Annotated in this window: 13 protein-coding genes; 5 read left to right on the top strand and 8 right to left on the bottom strand. The window is 68.8% G+C overall.

Annotated features, from left to right (window positions below):
- The first annotated feature begins 9 nt into the window (after positions 1–9).
- Positions 10–1,401, top strand: coding sequence for an alpha/beta hydrolase-fold protein (locus G6N56_RS17710; protein WP_085257766.1), 1,392 nt, complete (start codon positions 10–12; stop codon positions 1,399–1,401).
- 139 nt (positions 1,402–1,540) lie between these two features.
- Entirely contained in the window at positions 1,541–2,497 is a 957-nt protein-coding gene (locus G6N56_RS17705; RefSeq protein WP_085257765.1) for a polysaccharide deacetylase family protein, read from the top strand.
- A gap of 178 nt (positions 2,498–2,675) precedes the next feature.
- On the opposite strand, the gene G6N56_RS17700 is transcribed toward G6N56_RS17705, so the two are convergent.
- Both G6N56_RS17700 and G6N56_RS17695 read right to left on the bottom strand, forming a co-directional pair.
- Positions 2,676–3,272, bottom strand: coding sequence for a hypothetical protein (locus tag G6N56_RS17700; RefSeq protein ID WP_085257764.1), 597 nt, complete (start codon positions 3,270–3,272; stop codon positions 2,676–2,678).
- 33 nt (positions 3,273–3,305) lie between these two features.
- Positions 3,306–4,004 (bottom strand): TetR/AcrR family transcriptional regulator, encoded by a 699-nt coding sequence (locus tag G6N56_RS17695; protein WP_085257763.1) that lies wholly within the window; start codon positions 4,002–4,004, stop codon positions 3,306–3,308.
- 96 nt (positions 4,005–4,100) lie between these two features.
- Here G6N56_RS17695 and G6N56_RS17690 point away from each other — a divergent pair, with 96 nt between their 5' ends.
- Positions 4,101–7,160 carry an MMPL/RND family transporter gene (locus G6N56_RS17690; RefSeq protein ID WP_085257762.1) on the top strand — a complete coding sequence of 1,020 codons (3,060 nt, stop codon included), beginning with the start codon at positions 4,101–4,103 and terminating at the stop codon, positions 7,158–7,160.
- Here the strand turns inward: G6N56_RS17690 and G6N56_RS17685 are convergent.
- A complete protein-coding gene (locus tag G6N56_RS17685) occupies positions 7,086–7,751 on the bottom strand; it encodes a hypothetical protein (RefSeq protein ID WP_085257761.1) in 666 nt (221 codons plus the stop codon). The two genes, G6N56_RS17690 and G6N56_RS17685, sit on opposite strands and share 75 nt — an antisense overlap.
- 106 nt (positions 7,752–7,857) lie before the next feature.
- On the opposite strand from G6N56_RS17685, the gene G6N56_RS29175 reads away from it, so the two are divergent.
- Positions 7,858–8,097, top strand: a complete 240-nt coding sequence (locus G6N56_RS29175) for a hypothetical protein (RefSeq protein ID WP_232069429.1) — start codon at positions 7,858–7,860, stop codon at positions 8,095–8,097.
- Positions 8,004–8,339, top strand: a complete 336-nt coding sequence (locus G6N56_RS17680; RefSeq protein WP_232069355.1) for a nitroreductase family deazaflavin-dependent oxidoreductase — start codon at positions 8,004–8,006, stop codon at positions 8,337–8,339. The genes G6N56_RS29175 and G6N56_RS17680 overlap by 94 nt, the downstream gene beginning before the upstream one ends.
- An 8-nt stretch (positions 8,340–8,347) precedes the next feature.
- On the opposite strand, the gene G6N56_RS17675 is transcribed toward G6N56_RS17680, so the two are convergent.
- The 5 genes from G6N56_RS17675 to G6N56_RS17655 all read right to left on the bottom strand — a co-directional run bounded on the left by G6N56_RS17675 (position 8,348) and on the right by G6N56_RS17655 (position 14,891).
- Positions 8,348–9,841, bottom strand: coding sequence for a CoA-acylating methylmalonate-semialdehyde dehydrogenase (locus G6N56_RS17675; protein ID WP_085257759.1), 1,494 nt, complete (start codon positions 9,839–9,841; stop codon positions 8,348–8,350).
- A gap of 126 nt (positions 9,842–9,967) precedes the next feature.
- Positions 9,968–11,716 (bottom strand): sigma-54-dependent Fis family transcriptional regulator, encoded by a 1,749-nt coding sequence (locus tag G6N56_RS17670; RefSeq protein ID WP_085257758.1) that lies wholly within the window; start codon positions 11,714–11,716, stop codon positions 9,968–9,970.
- 77 nt (positions 11,717–11,793) lie between these two features.
- Positions 11,794–12,063, bottom strand: a complete 270-nt coding sequence (locus G6N56_RS17665; protein ID WP_085257757.1) for a hypothetical protein — start codon at positions 12,061–12,063, stop codon at positions 11,794–11,796.
- Positions 12,064–12,162: 99 nt separating this feature from the next.
- Complete coding sequence (locus G6N56_RS17660; protein ID WP_085257756.1) at positions 12,163–13,695, bottom strand: carboxyl transferase domain-containing protein; 1,533 nt, start codon at positions 13,693–13,695, stop codon at positions 12,163–12,165.
- Positions 13,692–14,891 carry a CaiB/BaiF CoA transferase family protein gene (locus G6N56_RS17655; protein WP_085257755.1) on the bottom strand — a complete coding sequence of 400 codons (1,200 nt, stop codon included), beginning with the start codon at positions 14,889–14,891 and terminating at the stop codon, positions 13,692–13,694. The genes G6N56_RS17660 and G6N56_RS17655 overlap by 4 nt, the downstream gene beginning before the upstream one ends.

Below are 14,891 nucleotides of genomic sequence, written 5' to 3'. Positions count from 1 at the left end.
TCATGACCGTTGCAACAGTTCTTCGGACAGTTGTCCTTGCTGCACGGCTGGTTGCCGCCGACGATGCAGGCGGTGGCGCTGCTGGTCGTGATTGCGGCGGTTGAGTGGCGCAAGCGCCGCTGGCACCGGTGGGTATTGCCGGGGGCGCTGGTGACCGCCGCGGCGCTGACCGGCCTCTCCTACTGGTACCTCGGGTCGCTCGGCGTGGCCGGGGACCCGGCGCCGACGGGGTTGTGGCTCTGGATCGCCATGACCGGCCTCGCCGCCGCCGTACTGCTGCTGGGTTGGCCCGGCACGCGATGGTGGCGACGCGGGTTCGCGGCCGTCGCCGTACCGCTGTGTGCGCTGTGCGCTGGCCTGGCGCTGAACGCCTGGGTCGGCTATTTCCCCACCGCCCTCGCCGCGTGGAATCAGCTGACGTCGGTGCCCCTGCCCGACCAGATCGACCGGCTGCGGGTGACGGAGATGCAGCTGGCCGGCACTCGGCCGGCCAAGGGCGTGGTGGTCCCGGTGGACGTCGACTCCACCGCGTCCCACTTCCCGCACCGCCAGGAACTGGTCTATCTGCCGCCGGCATGGTTCAACAGCAATCCGCCGCCGCGGCTGCCGACGGTCATGATGATCAGCTCCGCCTTCAACACCCCGGCCGACTGGCTGGGCCCGGGGGGCGCCTTCACCGCAATCGACGGCTTCGCCGCCGCCCACCACGGCTTCTCGCCGGTGCTGGTGTTCGTCGACCCGACCGGGTCGTTCGACAACGACACGGAATGCGTCAACGGCAGCCGCGGTAACGCCGCCGACCACCTGGCCAAAGACGTGGTGCCGTTCATGGTCTCGAACTTCGGCGTGAGCGCCAACCGCGAGAACTGGGGCGTCGCCGGATGGTCGATGGGCGGCACCTGCGCCGTCGACCTGGCGGTCATGCACCCCGAGTTGTTCCGGGCATTCGTGGACATTGCCGGTGATCGCAGCCCCAACGTCGGCCCCAAGGATCAGTCCATCGCCCGACTGTTCGGCGGCAACGCCGCCGCATGGTCGGATTTCGACCCCATCACCGTGATGAACCGGCATGGGCGCTACACGGGGCTGTCGGGGTGGTTCGACGTCCCGGGGTCGGCCGGGCCCCGCAACGTCGCCGAGGAGGCCAACCCGAGCGCCGGGCCTCCGAACACCGATCCGGGCGCCAACCCCGAGGGTCAGGACGCTGCAGCAAACGCGCTGTGCGCGACCGCAACGGCGAACGGAATCGATTGCGCGGTGGTCTCCCAGCCGGGCAGGCACGACTGGCCGTTCGCCGCGCAGGCCTTCGCCTCGTCACTGCCGTGGCTGGCCTCGACGCTGGGCACGCCCAGTACAGAGCCGGTGCCGTTGCCGCAGCGCAGCGACGGGCAACCGCACTGACCGCGATTCGCCCCCCAGGGACCCCGAGCGGCCCTGGAAAAAGAAGTGGAAAATGAAGCCATTTCGATGCCGAATTCACAGCTGACCCTCCCGTAACGTAGCCGACATATTGTCGGCGGCGGTGGTACGGTTCGCTGCTGTGGCAAATGACTTCGGCTACCCGCTTCCCCCCGGCTCGGGGTCGCGCACGCCGACGTCGCATCGCAAAAGCGCCGCGCGCAACCGCACCCGCGCCTCCAGAGCTTCCGCTGCGGGGGCGTCCGATCGGGGCCGCGCCGCGACGGAGCTCAACCGGCGTCGTTTCCTCGGGGGCCTGGCGGCGGCCACCGTCGCCGCGGTGGGCGCCGCCCGGCTGGTGGTCGACCCGCAACCCCGGACGTTCGCCCAGACGCCGCCGCCGGACGTGGTGACCTCTGGACCGACCGCCCCGGCGGCCCTCCTGCAGCCCCCGCCCCCCAGCGCGCGCATCCCGCTGCCCGGCGGCGGCGCGCTGACGAAGATTCCCGGTGACGGCGACCTGCTGGCACTGACCGTCGACGACGGCGTCAACAGCGAGGTCGTGCGCGCCTACACGCAGTTCGCCAAGGACACCGGGATCCGGCTGACGTTCTTCGTCAACGGCGTCTACGACTCCTGGACCGAGAACCTCGAGACGCTGCGCCCGCTCGTCGACAGCGGGCAGATCCAACTGGGGAACCACACCTGGTCGCACCCGGACCTGACAACGCTGCCGAAGGGGCAGATCGCCGAACAGCTCAAGCGCAACGACGACTTCCTCAAGAAGACCTACGGCATCGGCGCGAAGCCCTACTGGCGGCCGCCCTACGCCAAGCGCAACGCCAGCGTCGACGCCGTCGCTGCCGACTTCGGCTACACCGTCCCGGTCCTGTGGTCTGGCTCGCTCTCGGATTCCACGCTGATCACCGAGGACTACATCCTCCAGATGGCCGACCAGTACTTCACCCCACAATCGATCGTCATCGGCCACCTCAACCACTTGCCCGTCACTCACGTTTATCCCCAGCTGGTCGACATCATCCGCTCGCGCAACCTGCGCAGCGTCACGCTCAACGACGTCTTCCTCAAGACGCCGTAGGCGAGGGCGAATCACGAAGCGCGGCATCGAGGTTCGGTGACCGGAAGGGGGACCGGCCCTCTCCCGCATCGACGGCCGGGGCCACCGCCGGCCGGGGCGCCGGCGCTCGAGCGTCGACTTGTTGACGCGATTTTGCGGATTTTCCGAACACAACTCGACGTTCGGCGGTGACGCTTGGTCAGCGACTCGCCGCGGCACCCTCTGCCGCGGCCTTGATGGAGTTGAGCGTCGCGCGCATGATGTGCGCGACGAATGGCCGGACCAGCCACCAGTAGCGCATGAAACGCCGACGTGCGGCGGGATCGGTTGTGGTGGTCCGGCATTGGTAGCTCAGCAACGTGTGGCCCGCCCCGTACGGCGCGACCGAGAAGTTGGCGGCGAGCTTGCCCCACCCCGGATCGGCGAACCCGCCGAAGTCGGCCGGCGCCACGTCGCGCCATTCGATCACCGGCCGCCAGAACTTACCCACCGCGCCGAAGGCGATCTCGCGGTCGGGTCGCTCCCCCAACCCCAGCCAACCGGGCAGCGCGATCTCCCCCGACACCACAAGCTTCGGCGGCGGCGGGCCGGCCTTGCCCGAGAGCCGCTCGGGTAATCCCCGAATCCACATCGACGCCGTGAGCAGCGGTGTGCGGACCGTCAGCAGGTCCAACGCCTTGGCCGCCCGGAAGGTGGCCGGCGGGTCGGCGGCGACCACGACGTGCTCGGCGATCATCGCGTCGAACCGCGGAATCGCCGACTCGATCAACATGTGTTCTGCACGGACGTCCGCCATGAGTCGATCGTCGCCGCCGGCCCCGGGGCAGGCCTAGGGCCGCTCGTCCTCCGGCCGATGGACCATCGGCACCGCACGCCCAGCGCCCTCGTCGACACTCGGTGACGCGAGCTCGCGCTCGAGCGCGCCGGTGATCTCGGTGGTGGTCACGACGAGGGCGGTCATGAACTCGACGATGCGGGATCGGCTGACGTCGATGTCGTGCCGGTACCACTGGGTGGTCAGTTCGAGCAGACCGCCGACGACCGTCAGCGCCGTCAGCATCACGTTGTCGTCGGTCCCCGCGGCGTCGCCCACCAGTGCGCGAACCTGCCCGATCGTGACCTGGGTGAGGACGTCGACCACCTCGCGCCGACGGTCGGCCAGCGCCTCGGCCGTTTGCAGCTCGATCAGGAGGCGCGATCGCCGCGGGTCCTCGTCGATGAAGGCGAATACGAATTCGATGACGGCGCGGATGCGGGGCTGCAGGGCGGGTGGCGACTCTGCGACGGTCGTCATGATCCCTGTCAGGGCCCGGTTGAACTGGTCTTCGAATACCGCGACCAGCAGCTCTTGACAGTCGCGGAAGCTTTCGTAGAAGTAGCGATCGTTGAGTTGTGCCCTCGCGCTGACGGCCCGCACGCGCAGACCGCCGACGCCTTGCTCGGCGATGGCGTCGAGGGCCGCCCGCATCAGCTGTCGGCGGCGCTGCTCACGCCGTTGATCAGCGGTGAGACCGCGATGCACCGCCATACGAATGTGGACTCCTGCCGTTCGGCAGCCGGGCTTGCGCCGCCGGCTCACTTTGGTGAAGTATTTCACCAATCATTTTGGTGAAGCTTTTCACCAATGATCGTAGGGGGACGATTGCTCAATCGCACCGGGGAATACAGCGCGCGTCTTGCCGCCTTGGGCGCGTTCACCACCCGACACAAAACGCTGCTGATCGGCGCGTGGATCGGCATGGCCGCGGTCTTCATAGTCGCCGTCCCGCCGCTCGAGACCGTCGTGCGTCAGCAGTCGGTACAGCTGCTACCGAACGACGCGCCGTCGTTTCAAGCGCTCGACCGCATGACGACGGCATTCGGCGAGCGGGGCGCGAAGACCTCGATCGTGGTGGCGATGGAGGACCCCGCGGGTCTGACCCCCTCGGTGCTACAACGCTACGACCGGCTCGTGGCGGCACTGCGCTCCGACAAATCACACGTTCTGCTGGTGCAGGACCTGCTCGGCGACCCGACCACCAGAACCCGCGCGGTCAGCAAAGACGGGAAAGCGTGGTTCCTGCCGGTCGGTATCGCCGGCACGCTCGGCGACCCCAGGTCGGCCGACTCGGTCGACGCCGTGCGCGCGAGCGCAGCCTCTGCGTTCGCTGGATCGCGGACGGTCTCGCACGTCACCGGTCCGGCCGCGACCTTCCGCGATCAATGGGCTTCCGGAGAGGGCGAGCTGCTTGTCATCTCGGTGGCCACCGCCGCCCTGATCGCGCTCATCCTGTTGCTCGTCTACCGCTCCGTGGCCACCGCCCTGCTGCCGCTGGTGGTGATCGGCGCGAGTGTGGCCGTCGGCCGGGGCGTGCTGTCGGCGTTGGGTGAAATCGGGTTGCCGGTTTCGCAATTCACCATCGCGTTCATGACGGCCGTCCTCCTGGGCGCCGGTACCGACTACAGCGTCTTCCTGATCAGCCGCTACCACGAGCATCGACGAAGCGGCACCGCCCCGGAACCGGCCATCGTCCAAGCCTGCGGCAGCGTCGGTCGCGTCATCTTGGCCTCGGCGGCCACCGTCGCATTAGCGTTGGCCTCCATGGTGTTTGCGCGCCTGAGCGCCTTTCAGGGCGTTGGTCCCGCCTGCGCCGTCGCGGTGCTGATCGGATTCCTGGCCACCGTCACGCTGCTCCCGCCCCTGCTGGCATTGGCGGCCAAACGCGGCATCGGAGATCCCCGCCCAGACCTGTCCCGCGGCTACTGGAATCGGATTGCCGTGTTGGTCGTGCGACGGCCGGTGCCGTTGCTGGTGGCAAGCCTGGTGATCTTGCTCGCGCTGGGCGGCGTCGTGGCCACCATGACGATCAGCTACGACGACCGCACCGGGCAACCGGCCGGCACCGGAAGCAACCAGGGATATCGGCTGCTGGATCGCCATTTCCCCAAAGACACCGTCATCAACGAGTTCCTCTTGATTCAATCCGACACCGACATGCGCACGGCGAAAGGCCTCGCCGACCTCGATGCCCTGGCCGCGCGGGTCGCGCAGCTCCCCGGGGTCACCCGGGTCTCCGGGGTGACCCGCCCCACCGGGGAGCGGCTGGATGAGGCTCGATTGTCCTGGCAGAACGGGCAACTGGGCGACAAGATGGGCAAGGCCGTCGCCGACGGGCAAGCCCACCGGGACGATCTCACGAAACTCACGAACGGGGCCGACCAGCTCGCCGACGGCCTGGGCCGGCTCGACACCACCCTGCGTCGCGCGCTCACCCCACTGACCGAACTCCTGAGCCGAGCCGAAAGAGGAGGCCCCAAGCTCCAGACCGCCCGTCCCCTGCTGCAACAGCTCACCGCCACCGCACCCGCCGTGGATCAAGCCGCACGCACCGGTTCGGGTCTACGGCCCCTTGCCCAACAGGCCGCCACCGCCATCGCGGCCATCGATCCCCTCGCAGAGGGTCTCAACACTTCACCGTGGTGCGCCACCACACCGCAGTGCGCCCAACTCCGCGACGAGACGCAGGTGCTGGTCACCCTGCGCAACGGCGGATTCTTCGACCGGGTCGCGGAGCTCAGCGATCAGTTCGGCGACAACACCACCCTGGCCGGCACGCTGGCCGACATCCAAGGCGCCGCCGCCGCCATGCAGCAGTCCCTCGGCGTGGCCGGCGACCCCGCTGACATCGTCGGCAACGTCCGCCGACTGCAAGACGGCGTGAGCCGACTCGCCTCGGGCGCCCAGGCGTTGGCCACCGGCGTGCACACCCTTGCCGACAACAACATCCAGCTGCTCGGCGGCATGAGCCAGATAGCCGCCCAGCTGCAGAGCTCCGCCCGCGCGGGATCGGACACCGCCTCGGGTTTCTACCTGCCGCCGGACGCCTTTGAGAATCACCAATTCAGTGAGATGGCAAGCCAATTCATGTCACGGGACGGTCGCACCGCGCGGTTCGCCGTCGCGTCCTCGTACGATCCCTACTCCGCCGACGCGATGGCGCTGGACCAAACCATCATCGACACCGCCGACGCCGCCCGGCCCAACACCTCGTTGGCCGGGGCCACCGTCTCTATCGCCGGGTTCACCGCACTCAACTCCGACCTCCAACGCCTGCTGGCGGCGGACTTCGGTCGCCTGGCCACCACCACCCTGCTCATCGTGGGCGTCGTCCTGATCCTGTTGCTGCGGGCCGTGGTTGCCCCGCTCTACCTACTGGGCACCGTCGCGCTGAATTATTTCGCCGCCCTGGGCCTCGGAGTGCTGGTATTCCAGCACATGTTCGGTCACGCGATCGCGTGGCCCGTCCCCCTGTTGGCGTTCATCCTCCTGATCGCGGTGGGTGCCGACTACAACATGCTGGTCATCTCCCGCCTACGCGAGGAGTCCGCGCAGAGCGCGCGCGTCGGCGTCCTGCGCACGGTGGCCAAAACCGGCTCCGTGATCACCTCGGCGGGCTTGATCTTCGCCGCGAGCATGTTCGGCCTGATGTTCGGTTCCCTCGACATGATGGTCCAGGCCGGGTTCGTGATCGGCTGCGGGCTGCTGCTCGACACCTTCGTCGTCCGGACGTTGACCGTCCCCGCGATCGCCACGCTGATAGGCGAAAACAGTTGGTGGCCACACCGGAAACTAGAGTTCCGGCGACGTGGCTTCGGCGCGCTCCTTGATGCCCAGCATCATCCGGCGAACCATGGCAGCGTGTAGCGGCTCACCCACCGCATAGTCGATGACCGCGCCGAGCGCCCGAAGCAGTCCGGAGCGTCGTGGTGCCAGCGGCCGCAACCATCCGGAGTCCCGGCCACGCACCAACAGGCGAGTGCTGTTGTCGCCCAACGGCACCAACACGAACGCCCAGGTCCCGATGACGAGCGCGCGGTTGGGCCGCAGCACCGTCACCGGGCTTCCGATCCTGACCGAGCCGAACGATGCGGTGTCGATCTGGTCGCCGACGTCGATCGCCTGCAGCTCGGGATGGATGCGGCTCGCGGAGTGGCGACCCTCGGCGTAGTGCACCGTGCCGGGGAACACGTAGCGCTCGACCCAGTCGTAGCTGTAGAACCCCGCCCGGCGATCGCCGATCTGCACCAGCCACGGCCAAACCACGGCGGGCAGGGCCCCGATGGTCACCGCCCTCGTGTGGTGGCTCATGACCTCCTGAACGATCTCGTCGCCCGGCAGCGCCATCCGCCGTTCCGCATCGGTGGCGCCCCAGTCCAACAGGGCTGGGCGGATCAGCGTGTCGTAGCCGATCAGGGCGAGGAGTGCACCAGCCCGCAGCCGGCACAGCCATCTCATCGTTTCATTGTGCCGGGCGAACGGTGGGATCGGCGCGGGCCTTGGTCCCCGACGTAGGGGTCCTTCGGCCGCCGCGGCCGGCGTCGATGGGCGATACGCTCCGCAGATGTACGCACCCCGCACTTTGTTTCACGCGGCCCGCGGGCTCGTCCTGATGGTGGGATCCGTGGCGTTGACTTGGTTGCTGGCCAGTTATGCGGTTGCAAAGATCGTGCAGCACAACAAGAAGCTGCGCCCCACCCTACTCAAGCCATACAACAAGATCATTCGGCCGATCGCGGGAGGCGCCACTCGCCGTATGCGCTTCTCGAACACGTCGGCCGCCATTCCGGCCGGACCTATGTGACCCCGGTCGGGGCCTTTCCGTTCGAGGACGGGTTCGTGATCGGGCTGTCGTACGGCGCCGACGTCGACTGGTGCCGAAACATCATGGCATCCGGTCGGGCGGCGGTGACCTGGCGCGGACAAACGTTCCGCCTCGAGCGGCCCGAGATCATTCCCATGAGCCCGACCGTGTTGCGAGCGATCCCACCATATTTCCGGCTGCCGGCACGAGAGCTGAAGCAGGTGGTCTGGCTGCACCGGTGACGCGAAGTTCAGGCGTTCTGCGGGAATCCGAGGTTGATCCCGCCATGACTAGGGTCCAGCCAGCGGGTGGTGACCGCCTTGGTGCGGGTGAAGAAGTGCACTCCCTCGACGCCGTGGGCGTGGGTGTCGCCGAACAGGGACGCCTTCCAACCGCCGAAGCTGTAGTAGGCCATCGGGACCGGAATGGCGACATTGATGCCCACCATGCCCACCTCGACCTCTTTCTGGAATCGGCGGGCGGCGCCACCGTCATTGGTGAAGAGAGCGGTGCCGTTGCCGTAGGGGTTGGCGTTTACGAGCCGCAGCGCGTCGTCGTAGGACTCCACGCGCACCACCGCCAGCACGGGACCGAAAATCTCGTCGGTGTAGACGCTCATGTCGGTGGTGACGTGGTCGATCAGCGTCGGCCCCAACCAGAATCCGCCGTCTGCGCCGTCGACACTGACGTTGCGGCCGTCCACGACGATCTTGGCCCCGTCGGTCTCGCCGTCATCGATGTAGGAGATCACCTTGTCGCGATGTTCCCGGGTGACGAGTGGCCCCATGTCCGAATCCCGGGTTCCGTCACCCGTTCTGATCGTGGCGGCCCGCTCGGCGATCTTGGCGACGAACTCGTCGGCGATCGGGCCGACCGCCACTGCGACGCTGATGGCCATGCAGCGCTCACCAGCCGAGCCGAACCCGGCGTTGATCATGGCGTCCGCGGCGACGTCGAGGTCGGCGTCGGGCAGGACCACGGCATGGTTCTTGGCGCCGCCGAGGGCCTGCACGCGTTTGCCGGCCGCGCATCCGGTTGCGTAGACGTGCCGCGCGATCGGGGTGGACCCGACGAACGACACCGCTTTGATACCCGGGTTGACCAGCAGCTCGTCGACGGCCGTCTTGTCACCCTGGAGCACGTTGAAAACCCCTGGGGGCAGACCCGCTTCGGCCCAGAGGCGGGCCAGCCACAGCGACGCGGAGGGGTCCTTCTCGCTGGGTTTGAGCACCACCGTGTTGCCCGTTGCGATCGCGATCGGAAAGAACCACATCGGGACCATCGCGGGAAAGTTGAACGGGCTGATGACGGCGACTGGGCCGAGCGGTTGCAGCGACGAGTGCGCGTCGACGTTGGTCGAGGCGTTCTCGGTGAATCCGCCCTTGAGAAGATGCGGTACGCCGCAGGCGAATTCGACGACCTCCTGCCCTCGACCGATCTCGCCCAGCGCATCGGAGAGCACCTTGCCGTGCTCGCCGGTGATGATCGCCGCCAGCTCATCTTTCCGCGCATTGAGCAGTTCACGGAAGTTGAACAGGATCGCGGTGCGCTTGGCCAGCGACGTGTCACGCCATCCGGGATAGGCAGCGGCGGCGGCATCGATCACCGCCCGGGCGTCGTCGATGCCGGCCAGGGCGACCCGGCCGGTCGTTTCGCCGGTGGCCGGGTTGGTGACCGGCGCGGTTGCGGTACTGCTGCCGGCGAATTCCGCATTGTTGACCCAATGGGGAATGGTGGTGCTCATCGGCGTCCTTCCGGTTTGCCTGGGCGACATGGCGACTAACCATCACGCTAGGAGCGGAAGGACCCGTTGGGAAATGCCTGGCGTGCACCGTCTATGCGTTTGCGGCATGGGTGAAGGCCGCCGGCGTCAGATGATGCCGTACTCGTTGATTTTGCGGTAGATCGTCGCACGGGACATGCCGAGGGCCTCGGCGGCGCCCGCCTTGTTGCCGCCGTTTTCGAGCAGGCCGCGCACGATCGCGTCGCGTTCCAGGGCCTCGATCCGGGAGAGCGTGTGCTTGGACACCGACCAGCATTCGGGCGGGAGTTGACGCGCCACGATCACGCCCGAGCGCTGTGTGGCGACCGTGCGGGCCAACACCTCCCGCAGTTGCCCGACGTTGCCGGGCCACGGCAACTTCCGCAATTGGGACATCGCCTCGGGATGCAGCCGCACGGGCGCGCCGCGCGTCAGCTCGTGCAGTAGGAAGGGCACCAACTCGTCGAGGTCCTCGATCCGGTGCCGCAACGCCGGCACGGCGACGGTGCGCGGGAAGACCGCCAACAGCGCCTCGAGGGCCGGTGAGGGGGACCCGGGTCCGATCGTCGCCGCCAGCCAGCCCCGCCCGGTGCGGGAGCGCAGCAGGTCGGCGATCGGCTCGAGCGCCGTACCGTCGGTGCGGTCCAGATCGGCGATCACCGTGGCGAAGTCCGGACCCACGGTTGCCGCTTCGAGTTCGGTGAGCACTTGCGCGGCATCCATGGTGCGGCAGGAAAGCACACGAACGGTGCGTTCAGGTCGCAGGTGCTGGGCGACCGCACGGGCCAGCGCGGACCGGCCCGATCCCGGTTCTCCGTTGAGCACCAGCCATTCCCGCTCGCGGCAGCTTCGGTCGACCTGCTGCGCGGCGTGACGCCAGGAGCTGCTGGTCCCGGCGAGGTGCGGGATGTGCACGGGCGGAGGCGAATCGGCCTCGGCGACGTCGATGTGCACCTGATAGACGAAGTTGGCGCGGCCGCCCCGCCCCGGTGACCGATGCACCGCCCGCACGCGCGCGGCGGCACCACTGGGCAGCTCCACGGTCAGCACGGCGCCGACGACCGCCGAGCCGCGGAACTCCGACGCCCGTTCCGACAACGCCGTTCGATCGTTGACTTCCAGGGTTCGACGCAGCTGGCGGTTCATCAGGACGACGTCCCCACCGACGGCCAGCACACCATGGGGATACCGCCGACAGTGCTGCAGGTACGCCTCGAGCAAAGCCGTTTCGCTCTCGCGCGCCAACAGCCTCATCCGGTCCTCGATCTGCTTGGCGGCGCTCTTGGCGAGCGCGTACAACAGCGGGGCGGATTGGTCGGTGAAGCCGGTGAGGTCGACGACACCGGCGATCCGGCGCGTCGAAGGGTCACGGATGGGGGCGGCGGCACAGGTCAACCGCCCGAGGGGCGCCATGTAGTGCTCGCCGCCCTCGATGTAGGTGGGCTGCGCGAGTTCCAGGGTGGTCCCGATCCCGTTGGTGCCGGCGAACTTCTCGGCGAAGCTGTATCCGGGCACCAAACGCACCGCGTCCAGCGCCTCGACGAGCGCCGAGTCACCACCCAGCCGCTCCAAGACGACGCCCTCCGCCGTCGTCAAGATGACGCAAACCGGCTGTCCGCTGACATCGTCGGCGATGCGGCGCAGGATCGGGGCCGCCGCCGTCATCAGCTCGGAGTCGGTCCTGGATTGCCGGACGAACGGCAGCTCCACGCGGTCCGGGTGCACCCGCAACGACCTGGATCGGCGCCATGAATGCAGGACGTCTTCCCGAACGCCCCACTCCTGCAGCGACCCGGTGCGCAGGAATTGTCTGCGCGCGCGCAGCACCTGCGCGACCGGGTCTGGCTCTGGCTCCACCCTGGTGGCAACGGGCTTGCGGTCCCCTGAGATTCCCGATCGCTCCTGGATGTGACGGAGCTAATGGTGTGCCGGGCTTACGCCGCGGGCAGACCGGCGGGTGCCGGCAGTCCCGGCACCGCGGCCACGTGCCCCTGGCGGATTCCCGCGGCGATCTGCTGCTGCAGCGTCGGGCCGTCGGCGGGAGCCGCCCGCTGGCAGGTGCAGCTGAAACCGCCGAACGGGTTGGGTCCGTTGTCAACCGAATTCGGCTGCGCCGCGGCCGGTGCCGCCGCCGCCAGACCGAGACCGACCGCCGCCGCGGCGCCGGCCAGAACTTTCGCGATACGGTGGTGTTGGGTTGTCATTTCCCGCTCATCTCCTGGGGTTGTTGGTTACCCCTCCATGAGACCGCCGGCGGCGCCGGGTGAGCGTCTCAATCTGAGATTCGCGGCGCGGGCCTCGGGTCAGCTCGCGAATTGCGGCTGCGCGGGGCCACGTCCGACCGCCGACTGGGTGCGCCCGATGCGGTCGAACCGCTCGACACGCGCCGAAATCCCGCTTTTGCCATCGGCTTCCAGCATGAGACGCGCCAACTCCTCACGCACGGCCGCGCCGATCCGCTTGCTGAACTGGATGGGCTCGTCGGCGGCGTCGTTGCACTCGGGGACGATGCGGTCGACGATGCCGTGCGCCAGCAGATCGGCGGAACGCACCCCCTGCATCTCGGCCATCTCGGCCGCGTGGCAGGTGTCGTGGTAGACGATGGCGCTGGCGCCCTCCGGGGGGAGCGGCGACAACCAACTATGCTGCGCGGCCAGCATCCGGTCCGCGGGCAGGAGCGCGAGCGCCCCGCCGCCGCTGCCCTCGCCCAGCAGCACGGAAACCGTGGGCACGTCCAGCGATATCATGTCGGCGATGCACCGCGCGATTTCGCCGGACAGACCACCCTCTTCGGCCTCGCGGGACAGCGCCGCGCCGGCCGTGTCGATCACCGCGACCAGAGGCAGCCCGAGGTCGGCGGCCAGCCGCATCCCGCGACGGGCCTCCCGCAGCGCCCCCGGGCCCAGGGGATCCTGCCGCGTCTGGCTGCTGCGGTCATGGGCCACCAGCACGCACGCCGTGTCCGCCAGCTGCGTGAGCGCCAAGAGCAGGCCCGGGTAGGTCTCGCCCTGGCCGGTGCCGTTGAGCGGCAGCAACTCGGTTGCGTTGTGGCGCAGCAGTTCCCGAACACCCGGCCGGTCGGCCCGGCGCGATGCCGTGATGGACCGCCAGGCCGGCACATCGATGGCGGGGGCCTGTCGGGGTGCCGCGGGGATCCGGTCTGGCGGCGGAGTGCCGATGATGCGCAGCGCGCGGTCGACCACCCCGGGGAGTTCGTCCAGCGGGGTGACCGCATCGATGAGCCCGCAGCCGTACAGGTTCTCGGCGGTCTGCACTCCCGCGGGAAAAGGCTTGCCGAACAGCGCTTCGTAGACCCGGGGCCCCAGGAAGCCGATGCGGGCGCCCGGCTCGGCGATCGTCACATGCCCCAGTGAGCCCCACGAGGCGAAGACGCCGCCCATCGTGGGGTTGCGCAAGTACACCAGGTAGGGCAGCCGAGCGGCCTTGTGCTCGACCACGGCGGCGGTGATCTTCACCATCTGGACGAACGCCGTGGTGCCCTCCTGCATGCGAGTGCCCCCGGAGGCGGGCAACGCGATGAGGGGCAGCCGCTCCGACGTAGCGCGGCGGATCGCGATGGCCAGCCGGTCGCCGGCCGCCACGCCGATCGAACCGCCGAGAAACCCGAAGTCACCCACCAGGATTGCCACTCGCCGGCCGCGCACGGTGGCGGCGCCCGTGAGCACCGCTTCGTCCAGGCCGGTGCGTTCTTGCGCCCGGCGCAATTCCGCACCGTAGGCGGAGTCGCCGGTGACGTCCGCCGGGGTGTCCCAGGACCGCCACGAGCCGGCATCGACCAGCCTCGCGACGGCCTCGCGGGCGCCGGTTCGCGTCATTTGGATTCCCCGTCGTTGAGCCAGGAGACGACGGCTTCGGTGTCTGCGCCCAGCAGTGGCGGCGACTGATGCTGGACGGGGGCCGCCTCGCGACCGTCGAAGTCGAAGAAGCGCAGCGGGGGCCCGGGCAGCGTGATGCTGCCCAGGGTGGGGTGCTCGACGTCGACGAGCAGGCCCTGCGAGCGCGTCTGTTCCCACTCGTAGACCTGGTCGATGCTGCGGATCCGACCGGCCGGGATCCCGATGCGTTTCAGCTCGTCCAGCAGTCTCTCGGTGTCCCAGCCGGCGAACGCGGCCTCCACGGCCTGGTTGACGGCCTTGTGGTTCTCGACGCGTTCGGGGTTGCTGGCCATCCCCGGAGCCTCGGGATCGAGGTGGAAACCGGCGCAGAACTTCCGCCACAGGCCTTCGCTGCCCACCGCAATCTGCACCGCGCCGTCCGCGGTGGGAAACAGCCCATAGGGGCAGACCGAGGGGTGGTGGTTGCCCTGCGCACGACCCACCTGTTTCGCGACGGTCCATTTCGTTCCCTGGAACCCGTGGACGCCCACGACAGCGGCCAGCAGCGACGTCCGCACCACCCGGCCCCTGCCGGTCGCCGCGCGGTTGAGCAGGGCCGACACCACGCCGAAGGCGCCGTACATGCCGGCCAGCAGGTCGGCGATCGGCACGCCGACCTTTTGGATGTCGTCGGGGCCGGACCCGGTCAGCGACATCAAACCCGCCTCGCCCTGGGCAATTTGGTCATACCCCGCGCGGCCCCCATCAGGGCCGTCATGACCAAATCCCGTGATCGACAGCATGACCAGTCCCGGGTTGAGCTCGGCGAGCCGTTCGGTGGAAAACCCCAACCGGTCGAGCACGCCGGTGCGGAAGTTCTCGATCAGGACGTCGGCGCGGCGCACCAGCGCCTCGAGCACGCGCACGCCCTCGTCGGATTTGAGGTCCAGCGCGACCGACCTCTTGTTGCGGTTGGCCGAGAGGAAGTAGGTCGACTCCAGTTGACCGCCGTCGGTCTCGATGAACGGCGGCCCCCAGCCACGGGTGTCGTCCCCCGCCCCGGGTGCTTCGACCTTGATCACGTCGGCACCCAGGTCCGCGAGCATCATGGCGGCGTGCGGCCCCGCCAGCGCGCGGCTCAGGTCGACCACGAGGACCCCCGCGAGGGCCCGGTCCGATTCGGTTACGCGGGTCAT

The organism is Mycobacterium saskatchewanense (assembly GCF_010729105.1).
Classification (GTDB): Bacteria; Actinomycetota; Actinomycetes; order Mycobacteriales; family Mycobacteriaceae; genus Mycobacterium; species Mycobacterium saskatchewanense.
The sequence above is the reverse complement of the archived record's forward strand: the minus strand, read 5'-3'. Positions and strand labels throughout refer to the sequence as shown.